The 24,933-nt window shown below is 40.8% G+C and carries 19 protein-coding genes and 1 pseudogene; 11 read left to right on the top strand and 9 right to left on the bottom strand.

The genetic code is table 11. The annotated features are described in order from the left end of the window. The first annotated feature begins 185 nt into the window (after positions 1 to 185). The 3 genes from CLV95_RS11590 to CLV95_RS11585 all read left to right on the top strand — a co-directional run bounded on the left by CLV95_RS11590 (position 186) and on the right by CLV95_RS11585 (position 2,750). Complete coding sequence (locus CLV95_RS11590) at positions 186 to 857, top strand: PAS domain-containing protein (RefSeq protein WP_107694962.1); 672 nt, start codon at positions 186 to 188, stop codon at positions 855 to 857. Between the two features lie 56 nt (positions 858 to 913). Beyond that, positions 914 to 1,069 (top strand): hypothetical protein, encoded by a 156-nt coding sequence (locus tag CLV95_RS18880; RefSeq protein WP_002726537.1) that lies wholly within the window; start codon positions 914 to 916, stop codon positions 1,067 to 1,069. A gap of 424 nt (positions 1,070 to 1,493) precedes the next feature. After that, positions 1,494 to 2,750, top strand: coding sequence for an NAD(P)-binding protein (locus tag CLV95_RS11585; protein ID WP_002726559.1), 1,257 nt, complete (start codon positions 1,494 to 1,496; stop codon positions 2,748 to 2,750). On the opposite strand, the gene CLV95_RS11580 is transcribed toward CLV95_RS11585, so the two are convergent. Further along, entirely contained in the window at positions 2,747 to 3,580 is an 834-nt protein-coding gene (locus tag CLV95_RS11580) for a class I SAM-dependent methyltransferase (protein ID WP_002733230.1), read from the bottom strand. The two genes, CLV95_RS11585 and CLV95_RS11580, sit on opposite strands and share 4 nt — an antisense overlap. A 927-nt stretch (positions 3,581 to 4,507) precedes the next feature. Here CLV95_RS11580 and CLV95_RS11565 point away from each other — a divergent pair. Continuing rightward, positions 4,508 to 5,038: an SET domain-containing protein gene (locus CLV95_RS11565; RefSeq protein ID WP_002723261.1), complete on the top strand. Its 531-nt coding sequence runs from the start codon at positions 4,508 to 4,510 to the stop codon at positions 5,036 to 5,038. Positions 5,039 to 5,058: 20 nt separating this feature from the next. Here CLV95_RS11565 and CLV95_RS11560 read toward each other — a convergent pair whose 3' ends face one another. The 3 genes from CLV95_RS11560 to galK all read right to left on the bottom strand — a co-directional run bounded on the left by CLV95_RS11560 (position 5,059) and on the right by galK (position 7,853). Next, a complete protein-coding gene (locus CLV95_RS11560; protein ID WP_026054031.1) occupies positions 5,059 to 5,649 on the bottom strand; it encodes a DUF2179 domain-containing protein in 591 nt (196 codons plus the stop codon). Positions 5,650 to 5,871: 222 nt separating this feature from the next. Beyond that, entirely contained in the window at positions 5,872 to 6,420 is a 549-nt protein-coding gene (locus tag CLV95_RS11555) for a uracil-DNA glycosylase family protein (protein ID WP_002738034.1), read from the bottom strand. Positions 6,421 to 6,710: 290 nt separating this feature from the next. Further along, a complete protein-coding gene (galK, locus tag CLV95_RS11550) occupies positions 6,711 to 7,853 on the bottom strand; it encodes a galactokinase (RefSeq protein ID WP_002733225.1) in 1,143 nt (380 codons plus the stop codon). A gap of 348 nt (positions 7,854 to 8,201) precedes the next feature. Here galK and CLV95_RS11540 point away from each other — a divergent pair, with 348 nt between their 5' ends. The 3 genes from CLV95_RS11540 to CLV95_RS11530 all read left to right on the top strand — a co-directional run bounded on the left by CLV95_RS11540 (position 8,202) and on the right by CLV95_RS11530 (position 12,114). After that, positions 8,202 to 9,539 carry a glucose-6-phosphate isomerase gene (locus tag CLV95_RS11540; protein ID WP_002733305.1) on the top strand — a complete coding sequence of 446 codons (1,338 nt, stop codon included), beginning with the start codon at positions 8,202 to 8,204 and terminating at the stop codon, positions 9,537 to 9,539. A gap of 116 nt (positions 9,540 to 9,655) precedes the next feature. Next, positions 9,656 to 9,988, top strand: coding sequence for a hypothetical protein (locus tag CLV95_RS11535; RefSeq protein ID WP_002733223.1), 333 nt, complete (start codon positions 9,656 to 9,658; stop codon positions 9,986 to 9,988). Positions 9,989 to 11,229: 1,241 nt separating this feature from the next. After that, positions 11,230 to 12,114, top strand: coding sequence for a hypothetical protein (locus CLV95_RS11530; RefSeq protein ID WP_002733234.1), 885 nt, complete (start codon positions 11,230 to 11,232; stop codon positions 12,112 to 12,114). On the opposite strand, the gene CLV95_RS11525 is transcribed toward CLV95_RS11530, so the two are convergent. From CLV95_RS11525 to CLV95_RS11510, 4 genes are read right to left on the bottom strand one after another with little or no spacing between them, the layout of a single operon-like run. Beyond that, entirely contained in the window at positions 12,105 to 12,833 is a 729-nt protein-coding gene (locus CLV95_RS11525) for a nucleotidyltransferase family protein (RefSeq protein WP_002729040.1), read from the bottom strand. The two genes, CLV95_RS11530 and CLV95_RS11525, sit on opposite strands and share 10 nt — an antisense overlap. A 10-nt stretch (positions 12,834 to 12,843) precedes the next feature. Beyond that, entirely contained in the window at positions 12,844 to 13,842 is a 999-nt protein-coding gene (locus CLV95_RS11520) for an aminoglycoside phosphotransferase family protein (RefSeq protein ID WP_002729016.1), read from the bottom strand. 5 nt (positions 13,843 to 13,847) lie between these two features. Next, positions 13,848 to 15,359: a hybrid sensor histidine kinase/response regulator gene (locus CLV95_RS11515; protein WP_002740422.1), complete on the bottom strand. Its 1,512-nt coding sequence runs from the start codon at positions 15,357 to 15,359 to the stop codon at positions 13,848 to 13,850. A gap of 44 nt (positions 15,360 to 15,403) precedes the next feature. Further along, positions 15,404 to 17,728 (bottom strand): PAS domain S-box protein, encoded by a 2,325-nt coding sequence (locus CLV95_RS11510; RefSeq protein WP_002729116.1) that lies wholly within the window; start codon positions 17,726 to 17,728, stop codon positions 15,404 to 15,406. A 248-nt stretch (positions 17,729 to 17,976) separates the two neighbouring features. Here CLV95_RS11510 and CLV95_RS11505 point away from each other — a divergent pair, with 248 nt between their 5' ends. Together CLV95_RS11505 and CLV95_RS11500 are read left to right on the top strand one after the other, a co-directional pair. After that, a complete protein-coding gene (locus CLV95_RS11505) occupies positions 17,977 to 18,840 on the top strand; it encodes an alpha/beta fold hydrolase (RefSeq protein ID WP_002729114.1) in 864 nt (287 codons plus the stop codon). A 38-nt stretch (positions 18,841 to 18,878) separates the two neighbouring features. Continuing rightward, positions 18,879 to 20,044, top strand: a pseudogene (locus CLV95_RS11500) (serine hydrolase domain-containing protein). A 773-nt stretch (positions 20,045 to 20,817) separates the two neighbouring features. Here the strand turns inward: CLV95_RS11500 and CLV95_RS11490 are convergent. Next, positions 20,818 to 22,017: a DegT/DnrJ/EryC1/StrS family aminotransferase gene (locus CLV95_RS11490; protein ID WP_002728994.1), complete on the bottom strand. Its 1,200-nt coding sequence runs from the start codon at positions 22,015 to 22,017 to the stop codon at positions 20,818 to 20,820. A gap of 297 nt (positions 22,018 to 22,314) precedes the next feature. On the opposite strand from CLV95_RS11490, the gene add reads away from it, so the two are divergent. Together add and CLV95_RS11480 are read left to right on the top strand one after the other, a co-directional pair. Next, complete coding sequence (gene add / locus CLV95_RS11485; protein ID WP_002729039.1) at positions 22,315 to 23,643, top strand: adenosine deaminase; 1,329 nt, start codon at positions 22,315 to 22,317, stop codon at positions 23,641 to 23,643. 652 nt (positions 23,644 to 24,295) lie between these two features. Continuing rightward, entirely contained in the window at positions 24,296 to 24,922 is a 627-nt protein-coding gene (locus tag CLV95_RS11480) for an LBL_2463 family protein (protein WP_002729072.1), read from the top strand. Positions 24,923 to 24,933 lie beyond the last annotated feature (11 nt).

Raw genomic sequence — 24,933 nt, 5'->3', positions numbered from 1 at the left:
TCATTCAATTTTCCGATTTTATCGACATTTCGAAGGATTTTCAAAGACCTCTTAGTTGACGAATCGAACGAAATACTTAGGTATGTTTATAGCGGTTCAATATAAAGAAGAATCGTTTATTCCTTAAGAGATAGGGAGGGATCTATGTCTACCATGAAAATCAAAATTGAGGAGGTAAGAAAAATATGAATCTTTCCTCGATTTTAATTTCTTATTTTTATCAATATCCTCACGCGATGTTCATCACGAACCGGTGCGGTATGATTGAGTACATCAACCCAGTTTTTGAAACTATTTCCGGCTATAACCGAAACGAGTTGATCGGGAAGAATCCAAGATTATTTCAAGCGGGTGTTCATGACCCGAATTTTTATGAAGAATTATGGAAAACTATTCTTTCCGGAAAAGAATACGAAGGAAATTTTTTAAACCGAAATGGGTCAGGGGAAACAATTTCCTGGAAAGAAAGAATCACACCTCTTCGGGACGAAACGGGAAACATTTCGAATTTCCTGTGTAAAGTGGACATTCCTTCGCAAGATGAGAAAGTAACGAATACGCCCGAAGAGAATTTGATTTCTGCAAATGGTGGTCAGAGCGAAAAAGCGAGAGAGCTACTTTTTTCTCAACTTCAAAAAGATTACGGTCTAACATGCCAAGAAGCAAAGATCTGCGAGCGTTTAGTCGCAGGTCAAACAAGGGCCCCTCTGATTCAACAACTCGGAGTACATTCAGGAACTCTAAAGAATCATCTTAAGGCGATTTACAGAAAGACGATTGAAAAAGATTTAGCCCAGCCGGGCCAAGGAAGAGATAAATTACAAAGACTCACTATGTTTTTGATTCGTCTTTGCTGATATAGAAATTAAGAACGCAAAGGATCGCACAAAGGATTTTGATCCTTTGCGTTTCAATGTTTTCCCAAAATCTTTTCCAAAGAAAACCTGCCTCTCTTCCCAACCTTTTCGATACGGTTCACAATTCTCCGGATTCGTTTTACAAACATTTTAATGATAATCTTCCGCAGGACAAACGAAGGATTACGATACTTCTCGGACTTTTCAATTGATCGTTCGGATTCTTCCGTCACTTTTTTTGAGATTTATTGCGATAAAAAGTACCCGATTTATACTGATGGTCCGCAAATTGTTCTCCGTCGGATCGATTTGCTTCCAAAACATTTTTACTACTCGGACACATGAAAAGAATACCATAATATGTTTGTTTCAAAAGTTAGAATGTTGGTCTTCTTCAAAAAAGCCAAATTCGGCACAATTTTACGAGGACTTCTAACCTTTACAAAAATCGCCTGTTAATTTTCAGTATCATTTTCATGCGGCCGAGTAGTAAGTAACGAATCTTAGAAGGATCGAATTCGATCCGCGAATCTTCGGGCTTTCAAATTTTATGTCTTCCTTTTCGATATGATTTTCATTTCGAAAGAAAAAAATTTCTATGTTTTCTTTTAACAAATCTAATTTTAAGAACGGAATATGAAAATCGCAATCTTGGGAACCGGAATCGCAGGGCTTAGCGCATGTTGGTACTTAAGCAAGGAACACGATGTCGTTCTGATCGAGCGGCATTCACTTCCGGGAATGGACGCACATGGAACGGACATAGAATTAAAAGACGGAACTTTCCGTTTCGACGTTCCTTTCCGAGCGTTCAAACAGAATTATTACCCTTGTCTGATCGAAATGTATAACGAAGCTGGAATTGCATTCAGACCTGTGGATTATTCCTTCTCTTTGAGCGAAAGAGACGGATCCACATATTTTCAGTTCAGCACCTTTGGGTTTGGCGGGAACTTCTATCCGTTCATTTCTCCTGTTTGTTTCAAGAACGCGGAATCCAGAAAAATTTTTTCCGACATGATTCGTTTTTACAGCGAATCCGCAAATCAATGGGAACTTCTCAAAGGAGAACAACTTACGATCTCCGGATTCCTACAAAGATTCGGATATTCGAAAGAATTCGAAGATAAGTATCTGATTCCTATGTTTGCCACAATCAATACATGCACGCTCAAAAGCGCTAAGAATTATCCGGCGGAAGCGGTGATTCGATACCACTCAAATGGATTGAAGTTTCTGCGATTTTTAACCGCCAGCCGGGGAACGAGGGACATCACGGAAAAACTTTCAATCGGAGCGAAGGAACTTAGACTGAAGTCTAATCCCAAAAGAATCGAACAGAACGGTAAAAAAGTTTTCGTTTCTTTCGATGATGGAAAGGAGGAATTCGATCGGATCGTGGTCGCCACTCCGGCAAATCAGGCGATTCCGCTTCTTCCGAATGAGATGATTCAGGAGAAGAAACTTCTTTCCTCATTTCGCTACGAAGAATCGGAAGTTTTGATGCACACCGATTCCTCTTTTATGCCCAATAAAAAAAGACATTGGGCCCCTCTTTGTTTCACTCTTTCCCCGGAAACGGATAAACCTTCGGCTACCATTCGTTTGAACAAGGTACTTCCCGAAATCGGAAAGATCGAAATCTTTCAAACCTGGAATCCATTAGAAGAACCTCAACAAGGAACGCTGATTTCCCGTTCTAGATTTGAGAGACCGATTATCGATCTGAAAAATCGAAAGATTATCGAAGAATTGAAGGCCCTTCAGGAACAACCGGGAAGAAAAATCTGGTTCTGCGGTTCTTATGCAAGGTACGGAATTCCTCTTTTGGAAGCGGGAGTTTCCACTTCCCTGGACGTAAGACGTTGGGTCGAGAATTCAATACGTTCTTAACCGGGTTTCACGGCCGCGTAAAGAACGAACTGAAAATATCTTTTCATTCTTTCCCCGCCGAGAAATTCCGCAAAACGGGAATACTTACGAGCGATCCTTTGCGGAATGTAAGGCTCTTTCGTTTTCTTTTTGAGAAAACTCGAGAACCCTCCGAAGACATCCGCTTCTAAAAAATCGAAACCATCCGATATGAATCCGGAAGACCTTAAAAGTCGGGAAAGAGAATCGGGTGTGACTCGGTTATTTTTAGGAATAGAACTCAATGTACAAACTAGATCTCTTAGCCAAGAGTCTATAATTCCCAATCTAGAATTTTTTAAGACCAACTCCGCGGAAACAAACCTACCTCCGGGTTTTAATACGCGAAAAACTTGCCTGCAAAATTCTTTTCGATCGGAAAAAAAAGAAGCACTGTCCAAACAAAGGATTCGATCGAAGGACTGATATGGAAAGGAAACGATTGCCGTTTCGACGGGAGAACAAATCAATTCGGGCGAAGTATCGGATCGAGATTCTAACAGATTTTTTGCAAACCTCACTTGAACAGAGGAACCGTTCACTCCGATGAGATCGGTAAAGTTTACGGAAAATTCTTCCCTCCAGACAAAGAACTGATCCCCACATCCAAAACCTAAGTCCAATACCTTGAGCCCTCGTTTGAGATCCGCTCTTTCGCCTAAGAGTCGAGCCAACGTTTTACAAGCGGTCGGATAATCCGCCGTATTTTTCCAATAACCAAAATTTCCCCAGGAAGAATTTTCCGGATTGAGATAAAGATGTGCTAGAGTATCCGGAGCTTCTTCCGATTTTATTTTTCTAAAAAGTCTCATATTCAAAAAAACTTCCCTAAAAACTCGTTCCTAAACCTCGGATGTAGGAACTCCTACAAAAATATTCCAACAGTAAGTCTATTCGAAAGCAGATAAATAGCCAGTCTGTGGGAGCCTCTTCGTTTTGTGAAAAATTTGCGATAATATTTCTATCGAAGTATTGGGACAAACTCTTAGAGAAATGATCGAAATTTTGCATCCAATCGACGATTTGAATAATTCTACGAAGTTCCTAGTCTTATCTTGGAAAGATTTTCTTTCGTAAAATTTCAATGTAAGTTCTCATGTCGCATTAACAAACGGCTATACATATATTTAGCCCGATCGATATCTTCAAGTCTATCTCCCGAAGTCCGCTGGAAAAAAACCGAATTCGATCCTCTTCATCACACTTTTAAATCCGATTTAACTCGGAAAAAAATTCAAGCGGCAAAAAAGCTTATCCGATTTTCCAATGCTCGATTATCCGGAAAAACTTCCTATGTCAGAAAAAAATTTTCGATCTTTGGTTCTCTTTTCAAAGAGAGAACTTCGAAGGACCAGTGAAACTTCTCTAAGAAAAAATCAAAGATCGATTTTCGGCGATTCGTTTTTTAGAGAAACTAGAAAGATCCAACAATTGGAATTAGGTCCCTTCGCAAGTTCTTCTTGGTCAAGAGAAATAATTTTAAGATTTTACGAATAGATTCGTCTCAAACACAAGAAGGAGAGACTTTCTTGAAACCCGCGGCCCCGGGAAGTCTGTTCGAAAGTTGATCTTGGAAAATTTATTTATGTTTTTAGAATGGGTTTTCCTTTTACGAAATAAGTCAGCGAGAACTTGCATTAAATATTACTCGGATTAAGTATTTTAATTGAAGTTTTTTTTATACCATTCTTGATAGATAAAAATTTTGCCATTGGCAATAAACGCAGGGATCTTTCTGCATGATCGAAAAACGAATCAACAAATTCGGGGAAAACGGAACCTTCGCAACGAAGACCATCCCCAAGGGAACCTTGCTGTTCAGTTACAGCGAGTGGATCGAGGACGAAGAATTTGGATGGAAAGTTCTAACGGTCGACGAAGCCGAATCGCTTCCCGAAGCCGAAAAGGACATTTTCATGAAATACGGATACGATGTGGATTTCGGGTTAGTGACCGGACCTACCAGTGAACAGTATGTCATCAATCATTCCAATTTTATGAACCACTCCTGTGATCCGAATATGTGGTATGATCAGGATGACAACATCGTAGCAAAAAGGGAAATTCAAGCGGGAGAAGAGCTTACCATCGACTACGCGAATTTCATCGTAAACTTCGACCAAACCTTTGAGTGCGGTTGTGGGTCGTCAAACTGTAGAAAATTTATTCGCAAGGACGATTGGAAACTTCTGATTCATGAATATCAGATGAATTTTCCGAAATTCATCCAAAAAGAAATCAAAAAGCTTTATGCCAAAATTCCGGTCTAAAGAAGTTCAAAACGAAAATATTACTTTCTAACCTTTAGAATCTTTTCCAGGATGCCTATTCTCAGAAGTCCTGGCGAATCTTCCGACACTGCAGTATTGGTGCTTCGGGCGTTTTCTATTGAATAGAATACGTCCGGTTCCACGCTCTTGACGATCGTCATTGCCTGACCAATTTTTTTTCTTTTTAAAACCGTAAAAACGATTTTTACCGGACCTCGGCTGCCCTGCCCGCTCATCGCCGTAACTCCGTATCCGGCTTCGGAAAGTTTATTTGCGATTTCATCTCCGTTTCGGGGAGAAATGATTCTCAAAAGAGAAAAACCGATCGCCAGTTTTTCTTCGAGAATCATTCCGATAAAAGTGCCGGCGGCAAATCCTCCCGCATACGCCAGATAACAAAGGGCATTGTTCAGATTTTTAATGACCTGAGTGATCACGATGACCCAGAGAAGAACTTCTAAAAATCCGAGAGAAGCCGCAATGACCTTCTTCTCTCTAGTGAGAAGAATCACTCGAATCGTTCCGATCGACACGTCGGTGACTCGGGCAAGAAAAATAAAACAAGGAAGAACACAATAATCGAAGATAGGATTCCCGGGATTCAGTTCCATACAAGCAAGAATCGTCGAAAGAACGATTCTCGTCGATGAGAATTGCACCGTTTCACTTTTCTATATTAGAGTTGTTGAAAAATTCCATAGTTCAGATTAACAAAACTACTTTAACCGATCGTTTCCATGAAACAGATGAAGAATTAATTTGAGGTTTAGATGCGAGCATTTACCACAAAACAAAAAAACTAAAGGAACAACAAGTCGCTCAAAAAACTTCGATCAAAGAGAAAATTCCTCCCGAATCACCGGATGATTTTTGAGTATATCCAACGCCTCTTGTATCAATTTTTTACCGGTTTCCGTATGGTTCCATACATTGAGCCCGGACGGGTGTGGCAACGGAATCCAATCGAGTCGGACTCCATAAAATTCCCGTGAAAAAGTTTTACCGATTACGTCTTCCAGTTTGTATTTTCCAAACTCAAATAACTGGTCGATCGCGAGTTTGCCGATAGGAATCAAAAGTTCCGGTTTATGAAAACGAACTTCAAATTCAAGAAACCCGGAACAGTTTTTTACTTCTTCCAAGTCCGGTTTACGATCCCCGCTTTTCGCCTTACCGGGAAAACATCTGCAAACAGCGGACATGTTCACTTTACTTCGAAAAGTTTCCTCTTCGATCCCTATTTTTTTGAACCAACCGAAAAGGGTTTTTCCAGCCGTATAGGCAAAAGGTTTGCCGAATCTTTCTTCGTGAATTCCGGGAGCTTGACCTAGACTGATAATTCTTGAGGAAGGAATACAGCCGTGAACCGGATTGCCCTGCATTTTGGGACATTTCCTACAACTCAAAAGATGATGAATATGATTCGAATATTCTAATTTTCTACTTTTCATAGGACGGAGGGACTAAATTGATAAGAACCCTTCAAGCGCCAATAGAAGCGAGACGCTTTAATTACCAGCTTGATTTTCTGATTAAGCAGAAAAATCAAGTGTCGCTCTCTCCTAAGGATCGCGCGCTGGAAATATTCCGAGTATGCACGTTCAATCCCATTCCACTTGGATTCAAGAATTTAAAACCTGCTCCTATTATATATCACTCGGTTTTCGGATTTTTAAAATTCCCTGACTCCATCGGAGATTCGAACCGAATATAATCCCGGCTCGGTTCCGAACTTTCCAAAGTAGCGGGTTTTTATCCTTTCAAACAAAGTATTTTTCCTGCCCACTTTGTCCAGTATCAAAATACAACCTCCAAAACCACCTCCGATCATCCTTGCGCCTAGAGTTCCTTGGACTTTAAGTTCTTCTACTATGAAATCCGTTTCGTCACAAGAGACTTCGTAATTTTCGGAAAGAGAATCGTGGCATTCGAAAAGAAGCTCGCCCATCGTTTTCGCATTACCGCTCTTTAAATTTTCGATTACTTTCGAAGTTCTTAATCTTTCTCCGATGACATGTATTGCTCTCTTTATTTCGATCTCATTAAGACCTTTTCCTAAATCCTCCAGCTCGGCTTGATAAAGCGTTCGAATGGAAGGTTTGTGTTTTTTGATTTTACGAAACGCCGATTCCACTTCTTTTCTACGAAGATTGTAGGCACTGTCTTTCAAAGAATGTTTTACTTTAGAGTCGATCAGATAAAACTCGCAACCTTCCAAATCCATCTTATGAAAATTGTATCGTAAACTTTCCGTATCGAGAGAAATACAGAACCCTTCCTTTGCGGTGGAAACTACGAACTGATCCATTATTCCACAATCAACACCTACGAAATGATTCTCAGCCCTTTGACCTAATAAGGCAATTTCTTCTCTGGAAAGTTTCCAATCGTGAATTTCACAAAGAGCAAACGCAACCGCAACTTCAAATGCAGCGGAAGAAGAAAGCCCCGCACCTTGAGGAATATTTCCCCAGACGACCAGGTCAAAAAAATCCGAAATAAAATTGAGCTTTCTAAACTCATTGATCACTCCATAGACGTAATTTACCCAAGAACGTTTGGGATCGAACACGATTGATTCCGTTTCAACTTTTTCTCCGGAAGAAACGGAATAAATTCTAAATTTTTGTTCTTTATTTTTACAAATCGCAATTCGAACCGAAAAGTCGATCGCCGCGGGAAGGACGATGCCTCCCACGTAGTCCACATGTTCGCCGATTATGTTGATTCTTCCAGGAGCCAAGAAAAAACGAATGTTTCCCCCGTTCGAAGGGAATTCGCTTTTAAAAATTTTTGCTAAGTTCTCTTGATTCATTCTATTCTTTTTAGAAACCCCGAAGATATTCTAGGAAACTTTTGTTCTGGTCAACCCTTCTCCGCATTTTTGTAATCCGTCCTAAATCGTAATTTCCCGACACAAAAACCCCAAACTTTGGAAGCCATTGATCCACAGCGTGTCCCAAAACCCGCGGAGCGAAACGACTTGAGTTTTTCGCTTTGTCGGAAAGATCAAGCTGGCAACTAAAGCGTCTCACTTCTACCCAGCCCCAGTTTTTTCTTGCCCGCCAATTTCGTTTTTCCAAACTGTGCAATCGTTCCCCTTTAGGGAGAATTAAGAACGTTTCGTCATTGGAAATGTGAAAAGGGAATTTCGTAATAAATTATGATTCGATTAGAAACCAGATTCGCCTCTTCCTTTGTAAATTCCCGGAAATTCGAATCTTTTTTAACGGAAGCGGAATCTTCTAGACGTACACTTAATTCTTTCCAGGGAAAAGGAAATGAATATTTAGGATGGTTGAATCTTCCCAAAGAAATCAAAGAATCGGAAATCGAAAAAATCATCCAAGTCGCTCAGAGATTAAGAGACTCTTCCGAAGTAATCGTTGTAATCGGAATCGGAGGTTCTTATCTCGGTTCCCGAGCCGTACTAGAAGCGACCCTTCCCTTTTTCAGACGGTCCTCTAAAGGAAATCCGGAAATCTTTTTTGCGGGACATCATCTCGAATCCAGATATTTGTCCGAATTGATGGAGTATCTCAAAGACCGAGATTTTTCAGTGAACGTCATCTCCAAGTCGGGAACGACAACCGAACCTGCAATCGCATTCCGCCTATTTTGGGAACTACTTCGTAAAAAGTACGGAGCGTCCGCCGCTTCGAGAGTTGTGGCTACTACGGATTCTTCGAAAGGTGCCCTAAAAACGTTTGCGAATGTGGAAGGGTTCGAGACATTTACAATCCCGGATAACGTAGGTGGAAGATATTCCGTTTTAACCCCGGTCGGATTATTTCCGCTGGCGGCGGCGGGGATTCCGATTCGAAAATTCATATTAGGATCCCAGAATATCTTAAAAGATCTTCACGCCGAAACCGATCCCGCCCGGAATCCGGCCACCTATTATTCCGCCTTCAGGAATTATTTTTTATCCGAAGGAAGACACATAGAAATATTAGCGAACTTTAATCCTTCACTACGATATATTTCAGAGTGGTGGAAACAATTGTTCGGGGAAAGCGAAGGAAAAGAGAACAAAGGGATTTTTCCCGCCTCTATGGATTTTACAACCGATCTACATTCTCTGGGGCAGTACGTTCAAGAAGGCAAACGAATTTTATTCGAAACAGTCCTAAGCCCTTCCGACGTTCACTCAAACCTGATTTTGAAGCCGACTCCGGACAATTTGGATTCTCTGAATTTTCTTTCGGGAAATACGCTCGGGCACGTAAATGAACAAGCCAGACTCGGAACCTTACTTGCACATGCGGACGGCGGAGTTCCCTGTTTGGAACTCATTTTTCCGGATATATCACCCGAATCCTTGGGAGAAGTGATGTATTTTTTTGAATATTCCTGCGCGATCTCCGGTTATTCTTTAGGTGTAAATCCTTTCGATCAACCCGGAGTAGACGCATATAAAAAAAATATGTTCGCCCTTTTGAATAAGGTCGGTTTTGAAAAAGAGGGAGATTTTCTTCGCAAAAGAATTCTCGGAAACTAAAAATCAAAGTTATTCTTCCATAATGTTCGGAAGTAAAGAGGACCTCGGTTGAATTTCTTTTCAATGAAACAACTTTCTTACTTGACATCTTTTAAAATTAAGAGATGGATGAAAGAATGCAGAGGTGCAGAAACAAAATCGGTTTTTCTCTAACAGCCTTTATTTTAGCGTTTTCGTTTCTGTCTATTTCAATCCTCTCTTCCAGCAATTCTCCTGGGAAGTTCCATCCTCACAAAAAGACAATAAACGGGGTTGAATCCGAATACAAAGAGCCGGTTCAGTTGGGGGAAGAATTCGAATTCCTTCTTGGTTCCCTCTCTTTAACCCATAAAAACATCCCATTCGTATTCAAAGGCAAAATCACTTCCCTCCAGGATAGGTTCCAATTCCATTTCTGTAACATCCAAACTCTTAATCTTTCGAATTTGCCTCCTCCTTCTCTCGTATAACTAAAGTTGGGGTAAATCGCTCACAAATTTCATACCTAAAATGGCTCTTAACGTGAAACGCTTTCGTAAAAAGCGCTTCGCGTTAGAGTAGCTTGCAATGAAGACCCCATCTCAAAACCCTCTGCCGTCGTGACGGCTTAAATTTCTTCGAGCGTCAATAAAAGCGAGACAACTTGAGTTTAATAAAAATGTAGGGACTACTATAATTTTAAACGATAAGGAAAACTGCCAATGCAACTCTGTGGAGTTCCCACATTCAGAAGACAGTTTGAGACGAACCTTTTTACTTGCAGAAAGTATGATTTTCTAATATAGAAAAATCTCCCGAGTTTTCCCGCCTCCTCGCTTTGCGACCCTTAGGGAACAATGCGGCTTTAGTTTTCGCTCCACCCAAAAAAACTAAAGTGGGCGCTCTGAAAAACTCAATGCAGAGGTTTCACGGAGGATTTGTCGGAATTCCGACGGATTGCTTCAGAGCCAAGTAATTGTGGGGATAGAGCATTATGCCTCAAGTTCTTCAGAGATCCATCGAGCGATTCATAAAGAGCCATAACCTTACCCACAAGTTAAGAAGGCTTTTGGGATCATAAGGATCAAAAACTGATATTTTTCAAGTGTTCCGACAAGAATGAGGCTTTTTACTTGCAAGAAGTATGATTTTGTGGTAAAGAAAACCTCCCGAGTCTTCCCACCGCCTCTCCCCTCCACCCAAAATCAGGGTGGGGCGTAAGTTTCACAGAGGATTTGTAGTAATTCCGACAGATTTATATTGAGATCCAAATACTTGTGGGTAAGGTTATGATAAAGAGCGAGATGCTTTCGTCTCCTCAACAGGCCTTCTTGATTTCATCGACTCAAAAATATCATACAAATCTACGGATCGCAGCAAAATGTTCCAACGGAATTTCCACCAATCACTTTCGCATTTGCCAACCCACGTTACTTAGGTATTCTATCCCATTTTTGTCACAGTTGATTCCAGATATTGTCTTTATCATTTGCAATTTACAGATTTCCCAATTTTGTCAATCCTGGTTCTTTAAGAGCCTACTCGTTTTTTTCGATCGGAATTGGCACACTTTTTCCCGTGGAGTCGAGCATAACGAGATTTCAACCTGAAAAAAATCGATTTCCTAAATTCTAAAGTTAGAATATATTCTTTTTCCTAACCGAGCTAAAAATAGGTTTTCTTTCTCGAAAAACTTGGATAGTTTTTTTGGGGAATTTTCTTCTTAAAAAAAATGGACCAAGAATTTAAAAGATGGCCTCATCTTCTCAAGATGATCGAAGCCGGTACACGAATTGAACTTACGGGATATATATTCAACAATACCTTCCGACTTCATCTGGAAAAATTCGTAAAACTCTGTCTTGAAAACTACGACAAAAACGATCTAACCCCCTTTGTTTGTTCCGTGATCCAGGAGATGCTTTTACGTGCAGGAATTTCCAACCTGAGAGAATACTTTTCCCGGGAAATCGATCTCTCGGATCAAGATTCGTCCGATTACAACGAGGAAGCATTTAGAAAATTCCTAAATACTTTAGACTTACGTTCGGTACGAAATTCCCTAAAGGCACAAGGTTTATTCTTAAAAGTAATCATCCGTCACAATCGCACGAAGCTTATCGCCGAAGTATTAAATAACTCTAAAGCGATTCCTTTTACGGAGGAATTTCTGAAACAATATCTTGCATTCTCGATGGAATATAAGAATTTAATGGATTACTATGAATTTTATCCCGAAGACAAGGAAGGTAAGGACTTAGGACTCGCATTTTCAATCCGAATGCTCCGGGAAATCGGATTAAAACCAAAGTTGTTTCGAATCAGTACCGGAGACGAAATATATACTTATAGAATGGAGATCCCTCTCGAAGAGGAATACGGAAGTATTCGTAAACAAATCTTGAACGACGAGGAAATTTTTCCCTTCCCGAAGAGCAATCATAAACAAGAGAACGAACCTCCTTGGCAAACGAACCCTTGTAGTCATTGCGGAAGAACCGTGGACGATCGGATTTTATTTTCTAAAATTCCGGACGATATTCCGATCAAAAATATCCCGAAGTCCATCCGGACGAAAAGCAAAATCTGCGCTTGGTGCGTTGCTTCTTATCTCTGAGTGGGAACACGACAAAGTTCCAAAAATTCTTCCCAGCGAGAACCGAAACGTCCCGAAAAATCTTTTCCCTTTAAAGAAAGATAATATTCTTTTTCTCCCAAGTCGAGCGTTTCTCCGGGAAATAATCTTCCGGCTAATCTTTGTTTTGCGGCAAGCTCTTTAAAAATATAAGAAAGATCGAAAAAGGTCTCCGGTTGAATTCCGCTTAGAACCCCGCTGTTCAACACGGAAATTCCGATATAAAATAGACTACCCTTTCCAAAGATAATCTTTCCGTCATTGAGCTCTAGTCCGGTATAATTCGCGGATTCCGGTCGGGGCAGAAGATACAAAAGGCAATCGTTTTCCGATAGGGAATTTGGAATTTGGAAAAGATTTTCCGGAAAATAAAGAAAGTCCGGGTTTACGATCCCGATCGTTTCTCCCATCCAACCGGCTTTTTCCAGCCCGGTTCTAATTCCTCCTGCGGTTCCTAGGATTCCTTTTTTTTCCTCCGAGAATACCAAAGGAAAAAGAGAAAACGTTTCGAGTTCTTTGCGGATCTTTTCTCCCATGTAATGCGTGTTGATGACCGCACCTTCCGCGTTTTGTTTCCAAACCTGGAACAAAGAATAATAGATGAGGGGGATTCCGTTTACGGGAAGTAAGGGCTTCGGAATGTCTTTTGTCAGCTCCTTCATTCTTGTTCCGAAGCCGGCCGCAGGAATAAAAAATTTCAAAATGGGACCTTCATCGTTTTATTCCTTTCATAAATAAGGAATTAGACAAAAGTTCTTCTTTTAACAAATAAAAGAACACATAAAGTTGATCCGGAAACAAACCGGCTTGAACAACTTCCAAAAGATTATCGAGCGCGTTTAAAACGCTCATTCTATATTTGTCCATCTTCTTATCGGCCACCAAATAGAAGTAAGAGCCGAGCGCTTTGTAAGAACGTTGAAGACACTGGATATAATAACATTCCTTGAATCTCGGAAAGTCCTGCTCACTAAGCTTTAAAAAAAGCTGATAAAGTCCTTGCCTCATTCCAAACGAAATCGGTCTGTATGCATCGTAAAGAATACTTGAAAGGTCGTAAAAGGGAGTCCCCATCCTCGCATCCTGAAAATCAATCATACAAATTTGATTCTCGGAATTGATCAAAAGATTTCTTCCGTGGAAATCTCTATGACAAAAAACCTTCACCGGATATTCGGCGAGAAAGGAGGAACATTCCTCGATGAAAATTTTCACTTCACTTCGAAATTGAGTTCTAAGACGAAATTCTTTCTGAAGCTTTAAATAATTGGAATACGTAAATGTGCTTTCAAATTCGAATTTTTCCAAATCAAATTCCCTCGAGCTTACAGGCGGGATCGGATTCGTCTTTTGTAATCTAACTAGGATTTCGATCGATTTTACAAGCCACTCCCTGTATTCCAAGTCGTCCGTGACCGAAGTCAGATCCTTTTCTCCACCATCAGTCATTAGGATCAAAAAATGAATCAGATCCTTTTTGAGAATTTCGGGAACAATGAATTGTTCCTGACCCAGAAAATCCGCTATCTCGACGAAGTCGTATTGAAAACGAACATCCTTACAAAGGATGAGAGTTCTGTCCGGATAAACGACACGAAAGTATTTTCGATCCGAAGCTTCCGAGATGATCGGATAAATTTTTTGAGGATGTTTTCCGGAGAAATCCAGAAACTTCAATTCTTGATCCGTTAAAGAGACGGAAGTATTCATATCATTTATACCTTATCCGGAAAAACCAAACGAAATTCCGTTCCTAAATTCGGTTCCGATTCGATTTCGATTTTGATTCCACGCTGATCCGCTATCTCTTTGGCAACGAACATTCCAAGTCCTGTTCCTTTTCCGATTCCTTTTGTCGTAAAATAAGGTTGATAAATTTTTTGAATCACTTCTTTACTCATTCCAACACCGTCGTCCAAAACGGAGACGACCGGGTGATGATTTCTAATATATACGGAAATTTGAATATTTCCTCGATTGCCAGTCGCGTCCGCGGAGTTTAAAACGATGTTGGAAAGTAAGAGGGAAAGCTGGTCCTGATCCGACTTCACGATTACCGAAGCCGGTCCGGGTTTAAAATAGATCCTACAGTCTTTAAGTCTGGAAGTTTTTTGAAAAACGTCGATCACACTTTCCACGGAATCATTCAGATGGATCGATTCCAAAGATTTACTCAAACTTTCTCCGGGTTTTCCCAATTGTAAAAGGTTGTTCGTGAGAGTTTTCAACTTAATCAATTGGCCCCAGGTAATTTGGATCGTCTTTTGACGGATCTGTTCCGTGGCGTCGGGAAGTTTCGCGATTTCAATATGTCCCTGAATCGCAGTCAGTGAGTTGTTGATCTCGTGTCCGATGCTTGAAGCGAGAACAGAAAGAAATGCGCGCCGCTCCGCATCTATGAGTTTTTCCGAAATCAAAAGTTGATTCGTGATATCCCTTGCAATTCCGGTATAATACGTCTGGCCTTCGATGTCGTAATAACAAACGGAAATATCGTAGGTTCTCACCTCTCCGTCCCTGCTCATCAAGTCGGAGCGGCTAATTCTGGCGATTTGTCTCTTATTTTTTCTTTTTAAAAGCAGAGCCACTTTTTCCATATAGAGTTTTTCTTTTTCCGGGGGGATCAGTATGTTGAAATGTTTTCCGAGAATTTCCTCTTCGATATATCCGAACGCGTCCAAAGCGGATTGGTTTAAACCGGAGAATCTCAAATCCCGATCCAACGTAATTACACAATCGCTCGTTGCGTTTAGAATATTATAATTTTGTAAATATAAATCCTTGGCTCTTTGTGCGAGTTTGGTATTTTCAGTCTCGGATCTGATCAGGGTTTCCGTGTGTTGATCCCGAATTTCCTTTTCTATTGTAGCTTTTTTTAAAACTTCCAAAATACTCGTGCGACGGATCGGTTTGGAAATATAATCGAACACGCGGTTACGGACGGCTTCTTCTGCGGTGGCAAGATCAGGATTTCCGGTCATTAAGACGACCGGAATGTTCTCGTTGATTTTGCGAACTTCTTTCGTGACTTCGATGCCGTTTTTACCGTTCATAACGATATCCGAAATTACCACGTCGATTTTTTGACTTCGGATAATTTCAAGAGCAGAATCGAAATCCTTCGCCAATAATACTCGATACCCTTCTCTGGAAATAACCCTTTCTAAAACCGTACGAATTTCGAATTCGTCGTCGATAACGAGCACTGTTGTAGACTTTGATTCCATGACTTTTAAGCCTGGGAAAACCTTATTTTACCAAAAAAAACGTCCTAAACAGGAAGGCGAATCAAAACCCTCGTTCCGTTTCCGGGCAAAGATTCCAAAGATATCGTCCCATCGTGCTCGGAAATAATTCTTTGAGAAATTGCAAGCCCCAAACCGGTTCCCTGTTTTCCTCTTCGAGTCGTAAAAAGGGGAAGAAACGCTTTATCCAAAATGTCTTTCGTCATACCGGGACCGTTATCTGAAATTATAAAAAGAATCGAGTCCCGGTTCAAATGAAATTCTTTCTGAACTGTGATCGAAATTTTTGGAAAGGAAGGTTTGATTTCCATTTCGGAGATCGCATTGACCGCATTCACCAAACAATTGATCAGAACTTGTTCTATTTCCTGCCAAGACACTCGAATTTTAGGGAGATCCGGATTAGCGATTCGTTTTAATTCGATCCCGTTCTTTTTGCACGAAACTTCAATCAACTCGCAAGCCCTGAGGAGAATATAATAAGGAGAGACCGACTCTTTTTCTCTTGCGACGGTTCTTCCTAGATCCAGGAGAGATTTAATGAGATCGCGAATTCGAACGTTAGCCGCTTCAATTCTTTTATAAATTTCCAATCTTTCCTCCGGACCGGATTCTTCGGTTTCGATGAGTTCTTCAAGATAGAGAAGACTCGCCTGAAGAGGATTGTTCACCTCGTGTGCGATTCCGGCGGCGAGTTCTCCGATGGAAGCGAACCTGGCGGTCTCGTAGAGTTGTTTGTCCAAAAGTTTTGTCTGGGTAACATCCGAAAAGATCAACATTACGGTCTCTCCGTCCTCTCTATATTTTTTAAGAGGAAGAATTTTGATCGAGAAGAAGTTTTCCTCTTCTTCAATGTATCGAATCCTAAGATCCAAAAAGACCGCCCTTCGAGAATCAAGACAATTTTTGATTCCGGCCTTAAGTTCTTCCTCTACATCTCTTTCAAAAAGAGAAAAGAAATTCTCTCCGGAAGTCACATTCAAAACCTGGAATAAAAGAAATTTAAGAATCGGAGCTACTTCCAGAACAATCCCCTCCGGGGTGAGAATCACAATCCCGTTGTTCATCGCGGAAAATAAATTTCTAAGTTTGATTTCAGAAGAACGAATGAGTTCCTCGTTTTTCTTTTGTTCGGTGATGTCAAGAAGCAAAAGAATCGTTCCGATCGGGTTTCCGTATTCATCCCTGATTCTGGACGAAGCAAGAAGCATAGGTGCCTCGACATTCGGAAAAATTTTCATTTTGATTTCGGTCCTTAATTCCTCTTTGGCAAGCCTTTCCAAAATCGTAGGGGATAAATCTAACAATTTTCCCAGAGGAAGGTCGATAAAATCCTCTTTATAAACTCCTAATATTCTTTCGAGGCTCCGATTACCATAGGTTATATAACCCTCGTCGTCGGTGGAAATGAGAGGAACTTCTATGGAATTAAGAAGCGCTCCTTGGAATTGCAGTTTTTTGGAATTTTCAATTCTCGTCCTTTCGGTTTTCGCGTTTTGAAGAGAACTATGGACATCGGAAATAATTTCCTCATAGAGAAAATTCTCTCCGGAATCGAAAGCCATTCCTTCCAAGGATAGAATCTCGATTCCGACGAGAAATTGCCCCTTTTCCCGAATTCCGATCGAAAGACTTCTACGGAATTTATAATCCGCAAAGATCGATTCCCATTCGGGATACTTTCCGTTTCCGAACTCGTGAATGATAAAGTTATCCTTCGTATCGATCAGTCTTCTCATAGGAAACGGAATATTCGAAGAAACGAATGAATGAATTTTGAGTTTCAACTCCGAACTTATACCGCTTTGTCCTAAAACTTGAAGTTCGCCGTCCTTGTAAAAAAAGGCCCAGACTAAAAAGTAATGAGGATTTTCCTTCAAAGTATCGCAGAGTTTCTGAAAGATGGCGACTTCCGAAGTCAAGTATCGTAGGTTTTGCCTTAAAAGCCTTAAGGTCCTTAAGATACTTTGCATATAATAAAGTCTAAGCTCGGTCTGTTGAATTTCGGACCGATCGGTGAAATAAAATATAAGTATTCCTTGCCCGGCGAAAGTAGAAGCGTTGATCGTACAATTGACGAATTTCTTCTCTCCGTTTTTATGTCGGAGTTGCCAATAAGTTTTTAAAGGCGGTTCGTCGTGTTTGATCGTAAAAGTTTTCCTCGGATATGCGGAACTAAAAAGAATGAAATCGCGTGATTCCCCTTGGAGCTCTTCGGAAGAATAACCTAGGATATTTTCAAGAGCGGGATTCAAATAGAGAATGGATTCGGTTTCCATGTCCAAAACGAGAATCCCTTCCTGAATCGGATGGAAAAAGGAATGAAGCACGGAAGATAAAGAGTCTAACATCCTGATTCCGGGTAAAACCTGGAGTGAGTCTCGACTTACTTTTGATTCTTTGCAAGAACTAATTCCGAAATTCTATTTTTACCGATTTCGACAAACATCTAAGCAAAAAACTGCTTGAAAGGAAACTTTCAATCCGGCTGAGATAGGATTCAAACAAACCGTTTTCGGCTATGCCTTTTTCTAATTGGTCGAGCTTTAAGAAGAGTTCCGAAAAGAGAAGGCAAAAATGAAATAGAGAATCTGCATTTATGAAATTGATGTACGAATTATTCCTCGACTATTATCATTGGAAAAAGAAGAAATACATGAAAGAAACTCTCGGGTTTCGGGACTTCAAAGTGGAAACCGGAGGAAATTCGATTTATTTTTTGGAAAAAAACCAGAAGCAAAATAAGACGATTCTTTTGATCCACGGTCTTCTGGACTCGGCAACGGGGCTTAGAAAAGTGGCTCCTAAAATTCGGCAGGACTATCGAATATTGATTCCGGATATACCCGGATTCGGGAAAAGTAAACTCCCGCCGTTAAAGTATCTGTATCAAATAGACGTATTTGGAAATTTGATCTACGAGGCGATCCGAAAACTGAAGCTCACCAAACTGGTATTAGGCGGCCATTCGATGGGAGCCTTGATTGCAATGCACGTCGCTCTCCGAGACCGCGAAAAAAGAATTTCTAAATTAGTTCTCATCTCTCCCGGAGGAATTCCGCATCCCCAACGGGACGAGATGAAGGAACTTCTATTCCCCAAAAACGAAAACGATCTTTTAAAATTGATCGAGGCTTTGTATTACGAAACTCCGGAATTGCCAGGAAAAATCGCCAGAAAGGCTCTCATTCGATCTTGGAACGAACTTCCGAATCAATTTCTTACCGTAAACACTTTGGAAAGAGAGGATGAAATTTTTCTCGGGAAAAGACTGAGAGAAATCAAAATTCCGGCCTTGATCGTGTCGGGCAAAGAAGATCCGATAACGGACGTCACAATGACAAAGAAACTGCATTCCTATCTGAAAAAAAGCAAGCTCGTTCTACTTCCCGAAGCGAAACATGCAATTCACATGGAAAAACCGGAAGAACTTTCCTTGGAAATCAACCGTTATCTCAATTGAAATCCGTCATATTGAAGCAGTCTTTTCGAAAAATGAACATGACCCGTAAATTCAAATTGATCTCCCTCTTTTTTGTGGTTTGGTTTATTGTAACGTGCAGTCCGGTAGGTCATAAAATAGTGGATAGGGAAAAAAGGATACACAATCATCTTTTGAAGCGTGCCGGAAAGGATGATTGCCCCGGTATACAGTATTCGGTAACGACTTCGAAAGGCCTGATTTATAGTTCAAGTGTGGGATCAGCGGATATAGAAGGAAATGTACCTTTGGCTAAGGACTCACAAATGATGCTCCATTCTATGACGAAAATCTTTACGGCGGCGGCTGTTCTCCGATTGATAGATAAGGGAAAATTGTCTCTCGACGATCCTGCACGCAAATATCTACCGTATATACCCTACGATGAGCGGGTAACGATCCGAAATTTATTGTCGCAAACCTCCGGTATCCCTGATCCGATTCCTTTAAGATGGGTTCATACCGCAAAAGAGGACGATTCGTTCGACGAGAACCGAACACTCCGCGAAATCTTGGAAGAATATTCCAAACTGAATTTCGAGCCGGGAAAAAAATACGCCTATTCCAACATATCCTATTGGCTTCTAGGCAAGATTGTGGAAAAGGTATCCGGCGTTTCCTATAAGGAATATATGATTTCCGAAATATTCAAAAAATTAAATATTTCGGATTCTGAGATGGGATTTTTGATTCCAACCGGAACGAAGCACGTAAAAGGATATTTAAGAAAATTCTCTTTCTTTAATCTATTGAAAAATTTTTTACTAGATTCCAAGTTCTTCGGCAAATACGAAGGGGATTGGTTGCATGTCCGAGATCATTATCTAAACGGCCCGCCTTTCGGGGGAATCGTCTCGAATGCCGAATCGGTAAGCGTTTTTTAAGGGATCAGTTAAGGAACGATTCCGTTCTTTTTTCTAAAGATACAAAGGATTTGTTTTATCAGCAACAAAACGACAACACTGGAAAACCCGTGGAAATGAGTTTGGGTTGGCACATCCGATCTTTGAACGGGAATAGGTATTATTTCAAGGAAGGTGGCGGAGCCGGTTTCCATAGTGAAATGAGGATTTACCCCGAACTAAGGATAGCAACCGTCGCGATTTCCAACGATACCGAATTCAACGCCCGAGATTTTTTAAACGAAACAGATCCTGAATTTTTTTCGAGTGAAACTCCCCGGTGATCGTCTTTTTAGATCTCGCCGAGCGACAATAGAAGCGAGACGGCTTGGGTTACCCGCGACAATAGATTCCCTATGTTTCTTGAACATAAGACAGTTCCGAGTATGATATTCTTGATTCGACGGAGTCAAGAAGGCCGGTGAAGGAAACGAAAGCATCTTCGCTCCCGGCGGGGGCGCTTTCTGAACTTGAGGTATAATGCTCTCTATCCCCACAATTACTTAGATCTCTTCCGACAATCCTCCGTGAAACAGGCTCGGCCCCACCCGCGTTTTGGGTGGAGGGGAGAGGTGGTGGGAAGACTCGGGAAATTTTTCTCTATCAGCAAATCATACTTTTTACAAGTAAAAAACCTCGTTCTTGTCGGAACACTTGAAAAAATGTGCTTTTTGATCCTTACTATTCCAACTCAACTTATGAGGTATTCTGTCGACCGTGAAGCATCTTCGCTCTTTATGAATCGCTCGATAGGAGTTTGGGTATTAGAACTCGAGCTTGTTAAGTCCTCTGCTTCGTATAAATAGTAGGGGTAAAGATTCTATGTTTTGTAAGTATAAACTTTATGGTCTTGTGTAATCAATTGCGGAAGGACTTGACACAAGAAACGTAGGAGAAGCGAGACGGCTTGAGTTTAACAAAAATGTAGAGACTACTACAATTTTAAACGACAGGAAAAAACCGTTAATGAGACGGTTTCTGTGGGACTCCCATATTCAGAAAACTAATGACAGTGTCGCCGCAATCCGCTCCACAGAAGACATTTGAGACGGTCTCCTTAAAGTCCGCTGAAAATTTCTTTGACCGCTTTGATTACGTCTTGAACGTCTTCTTCTTTCATTCCGGGAAAGAGCGGAATGGAAAGTGATCTCGCATACATTGCGTTCGAATTGGGGAAAAATTCTTTTTTAAAACCGAAACGAGAACCGTAAAAAGGATGCTCGTAAAGTGGAATGAAATGAAGACTCGAACCTATATTTCGTTTTTTTAATTCAAATGAGAAGATATCGCGATCCATTTTCGAAGAAACACGATCCACTTCCACTCTGAAAAGATGCCAGGAATGTTCCCCGTCCGGCGCGTTCAGAGGAAGGTGTAAAAATGGAAGATCGGAAAATTCTTTTTTGTATAACTCGGCTATTGAAATCCTTCGTTTCCAAAGATCGTCCGCTTCGGAAAGTTGAACGATGCCGAGAGCTGCGGCCACATCGGTCATATTATATTTGAATCCGGGAGAAACAACTTCGTAATACCAACCCGGACGATCGTAGGTTGCCCGATTGATTCCGTGCAGGCGCATGAGTTTGATTCTTTCTGCAAAGTGAGAATGGTTGGTCGTTACCATTCCTCCTTCTCCGGTTGTGATTCCTTTGGTCGCATAAAAACTAAAAACGGTAAAATCGCCGAAAGTTCCGATCTTTCTTCCTTTATGAACGGCAGGGAAAGCGTGGGCTGCGTCCTCTATCACATAAAGATGATATTCTTTAGCGATTTCTAATATACCTTCCATGTCGCAGATAACTCCCGCAAGATGAACGGGCAGAATCGCCCTTACCGTTTTACCGGTTTTTTTGTGAAATAGGGTTCCGTTTTGATAAATGCATTCCCTTTCAATGGTGGTGCGAAGGGTTGAGGGGGTCATCAAATTGAAAATCGGATCCACATCCGTAAGAATCGGTTCCGCATCGAAGTAACAGATTACTTCAGCGGTTGCGGTGAATGTCACCGCAGGACAGATAGCGGCGTCTTCGCGACTCATTCCGATCGCTTCCAAAGCCAAGTGAAGTCCGGCAGTCGCTGAATTGAGAGCAAGTGCATAATCGGCTCCGGTGTAACGCGCAAATTCTTCCTCGAATTCTTTTACTTTTGGCCCGGAAGTAATCCATCCAGAGCGGAGGACCGCGGAAACCTCTTCGATGGCCCTTTCAGAAATACAAGGAAGAGCAAATGGTAGAAAGGTTTGGCGTGCTGTAATCATATATCGGACATAACCTCCGGTGCTTTTTTAATTTCGGCAGATTAGCGGTTTTCCTGAGTTGGAAATAGAATCGTGAAAGTGAAAAATGTGAAGCGATCGTATTCCGAGCACACTCTTCTTCAAAAAGATTTTTAGGCGAAATTGAAGTTGGAAAACGTGTTCAGCATAGTTTTGTTATGAAATTCGCAAGCGATTCCCCACCTTCTCTATATCCATTCCCCTTCCGGAATCCCCGTTCCTATACCTAAGTTTTGAATCAGAATTGAAATCTTTTCCCAGAAAATATATTTTGCCTTAGTGGCTTTAACTTTTGGGGAAATTCTAGACAGAATTCGGATCATCGACCGGGATGTTACCGAGCTGAGTCGCCTAAAATCCAGGCTTCCTGCAGATCGACCTTATTCGTCTTCTTTACAAATTTCTTTCGACAAACAGATCAACGAACTCTTAAACGAGAGGGTCGGGCTCATGGAGCTCGAAATTATAGATCCACCTTCTTGGATTTTAGGGGTTCCCACAATCGGGGTTCCACAAGAAACACCGGTTCCGATCAAAGGACTTTTTCCATCCGGAGATTTATCCAAGGAAAAACCGGACGACCAAGACGTAATCAATTTCCTTCGGGAACTTCCCAAAACGGAAATCCATCTCCATCTCGAGGCTTGCGTCAACAAAGACACGATGAAACGGTTGATGGCAAAGAACGGAATCAGTGTAACGGATGAAGAGTTCGAAGCTAAATTCAACTTCAAAGATCTCAATGGATTTATTCAGGTATTTTTTTTCATCCAATCCCTCGTAAAAGAACCCGCCGATTTTTCATTTTTCGTGGGAAGTCTCTCGGAATATATGAGAGCCAACAACATCGTATATACGGAAGTATTTTTTGCTCCGTCGAAGTTCATTCAGAACGGGCTCGATTTCGAAGAGATGGTAAACTTTCTCGTAAATCGCATCCGAGAGGAAAAGGAAAACGACGGAATCACCATACGATTGTTAGTCGACGTATCCCGTTCTTTCGGACCGGAAAACGCGATGAATAATTTGAACCGAGTTTTGAAACTCAGACATCCCGAGGTGATCGGGATCGGGTTAGGTGGCGCGGAGCTTATGGGACCTGCAAGAGACTACCAAGCCGTTTTCCAAAAGGCAAGAGAAGCAGGTTTGAGAGTGGTGGCACATTCCGGAGAAGACGACGGCCCTTGGGCAATCTGGGAAGCAGTGGAACTTCTCAAAGCTGAAAGGATAGGACACGGAACCTCCGCTATCCAAGACCCCGAACTGGTAAAATATCTGAGGGAGAATCACATCCCTATTGAAATTTGTGTGACGTCTAATGTGTTCACCGGAAAATACGTCCGAAAAGAACAGAACCACCCCGTTCGTTATTATTATGATCAGGGACTTCCTCTCAGCATCAACACGGACGATCCGGAAATATTCAACGTAAATCTTACATACGAATATTATAAATTATGGAGATTCTTGGATTTCTCTTTGGATGAAATCGTGGATCTAATCCGCCAGGGAGTTTTCGCTTCTTTTCATCCGAACAAAGAATCACTTTGGTCGGAAATGGAAAAAAAGATTCATCTTGTAAAAGCAAGATACGGTCTGAAACGATAAGATTTCCTTTTCGGACAAATATCGAATCCAAGCCGTTTTTCGATCATACATTTATTGAACCATGTTTGTTCTAAAATCAAGTATCTTTGCAAAAGGCATGAAACGACAAGTGCAACTCATCCTACAAAAATGACTCAGTGCTTTTAAGCGCCGCCTTTCCAATATTTTGAGTCCGTTCCAAAATCTCGCTATACGTTAGTGGATAAGTGTTGGGGTTTTTTACTCCTCATTTCGTTCATCAAGCAGCCTGATTTCCGTAAATTTGATTTCAGGACTTTACAAATAAAAGTCCGGCTCAAAATTACCGTTATGAATGGATGTTTCTTTTCTAATCCATTGCCCTTTGAATCTTTTTTCCCTTTTGGTTCGATTCAGGCCAAACCCTTTTACCCCAAAGCCTATCTCAAAAATACTTTATTATCTTTGCTTAAAATACCGATTCCGACTCTTCCAAGATATTTTTGAGATGGTTTCTAAGTTAAATCTGAGAGTCTTTTATTTCCAAAATTTTTCAAATTTGCCATATTTTAGACTTATATAAAAACAGAAATTCAAAAAGAAGGAATTTGAGCGAATTAAACGTCCTATTCCTGTAATTATACAAAAATTAAGAAAGATTTGAATTAATATTGCAATGTGACATAATTATATAATGATGAAAACCCTAGAAACCTCCTTAGAAAACCAAAAAATCAAATCAAGATCAAACGGATTCCAATTACACATTTGGGATAACACACAAAACAAAGAATCCTTAAGACCGGTAAAAGAATTTAGTAAACAAATCTACAAAGATGCAGGTTACTCGGAATATGAAACCGTCGACTTAGACAACTGGTCAAAATGGTTTTTTGTAACCTTCGATGGACATCTTCAAGCTGCGACTAGAGTTGTAGAAAAAACACAAGAAAACCTGATTCCTTTGGAAATCGTCAAAAGATTTCCATCCGGAGAACACTATAATCTCAAAGATATGAACGTTGCCGATTGGAATTCAGTTAGTTTTAAACAAACAATTATCGGATTTCAAGCTTTCAAAATTGCCGCAAGTGAATTGGCTCAGTACTGCTTGATTCGAAAATTCAACATAGTTTACGGTATGATTAATCCAGCATGGAAAGGATTACAACGAGTGTATTTTGACAACGGAGCCATCCCTTCCAAGGAACATTCAGAAATGGTATATTACCCCGGATGTTTTCTCAATGGTAAACTAGCTCTTTTTCAGTTGATCGAAATCAGAGAAAACGCTTTACAAAATATCGCGTCAAAATTGTAGTATTTCTGTTG

This window comes from Leptospira borgpetersenii serovar Javanica (assembly GCF_003046425.1).
Taxonomy (GTDB): Bacteria; Spirochaetota; Leptospiria; order Leptospirales; family Leptospiraceae; genus Leptospira; species Leptospira borgpetersenii.
This window is presented reverse-complemented; position numbering and strand designations above follow the sequence as displayed.

Excerpts from the sequence above, each read along its gene's own strand:
- CLV95_RS11530 (WP_002733234.1), top strand. The coding sequence starts at position 11,230 with ATGGACCAAGAATTTAAAAGATGGCCTCATCTTCTCAAGATGATCGAA.
- CLV95_RS11520 (WP_002729016.1), bottom strand. The coding sequence starts at position 13,842 with ATGAATACTTCCGTCTCTTTAACGGATCAAGAATTGAAGTTTCTGGAT.
- CLV95_RS11515 (WP_002740422.1), bottom strand. The coding sequence starts at position 15,359 with ATGGAATCAAAGTCTACAACAGTGCTCGTTATCGACGACGAATTCGAA.
- CLV95_RS11580 (WP_002733230.1), bottom strand. The coding sequence starts at position 3,580 with ATGAGACTTTTTAGAAAAATAAAATCGGAAGAAGCTCCGGATACTCTA.
- CLV95_RS11565 (WP_002723261.1), top strand. The coding sequence starts at position 4,508 with ATGATCGAAAAACGAATCAACAAATTCGGGGAAAACGGAACCTTCGCA.
- CLV95_RS11555 (WP_002738034.1), bottom strand. The coding sequence starts at position 6,420 with ATGCAGGGCAATCCGGTTCACGGCTGTATTCCTTCCTCAAGAATTATC.
- CLV95_RS11505 (WP_002729114.1), top strand. The coding sequence starts at position 17,977 with ATGAAATTGATGTACGAATTATTCCTCGACTATTATCATTGGAAAAAG.
- CLV95_RS11560 (WP_026054031.1), bottom strand. The coding sequence starts at position 5,649 with ATGGAACTGAATCCCGGGAATCCTATCTTCGATTATTGTGTTCTTCCT.
- CLV95_RS11540 (WP_002733305.1), top strand. The coding sequence starts at position 8,202 with ATGATTCGATTAGAAACCAGATTCGCCTCTTCCTTTGTAAATTCCCGG.
- CLV95_RS11590 (WP_107694962.1), top strand. The coding sequence starts at position 186 with ATGAATCTTTCCTCGATTTTAATTTCTTATTTTTATCAATATCCTCAC.
- CLV95_RS11535 (WP_002733223.1), top strand. The coding sequence starts at position 9,656 with ATGCAGAGGTGCAGAAACAAAATCGGTTTTTCTCTAACAGCCTTTATT.
- CLV95_RS11510 (WP_002729116.1), bottom strand. The coding sequence starts at position 17,728 with ATGTTAGACTCTTTATCTTCCGTGCTTCATTCCTTTTTCCATCCGATT.
- galK (WP_002733225.1), bottom strand. The coding sequence starts at position 7,853 with ATGAATCAAGAGAACTTAGCAAAAATTTTTAAAAGCGAATTCCCTTCG.
- CLV95_RS11490 (WP_002728994.1), bottom strand. The coding sequence starts at position 22,017 with ATGATTACAGCACGCCAAACCTTTCTACCATTTGCTCTTCCTTGTATT.
- CLV95_RS11585 (WP_002726559.1), top strand. The coding sequence starts at position 1,494 with ATGAAAATCGCAATCTTGGGAACCGGAATCGCAGGGCTTAGCGCATGT.
- CLV95_RS11480 (WP_002729072.1), top strand. The coding sequence starts at position 24,296 with ATGATGAAAACCCTAGAAACCTCCTTAGAAAACCAAAAAATCAAATCA.
- CLV95_RS18880 (WP_002726537.1), top strand. The coding sequence starts at position 914 with ATGTTTTCCCAAAATCTTTTCCAAAGAAAACCTGCCTCTCTTCCCAAC.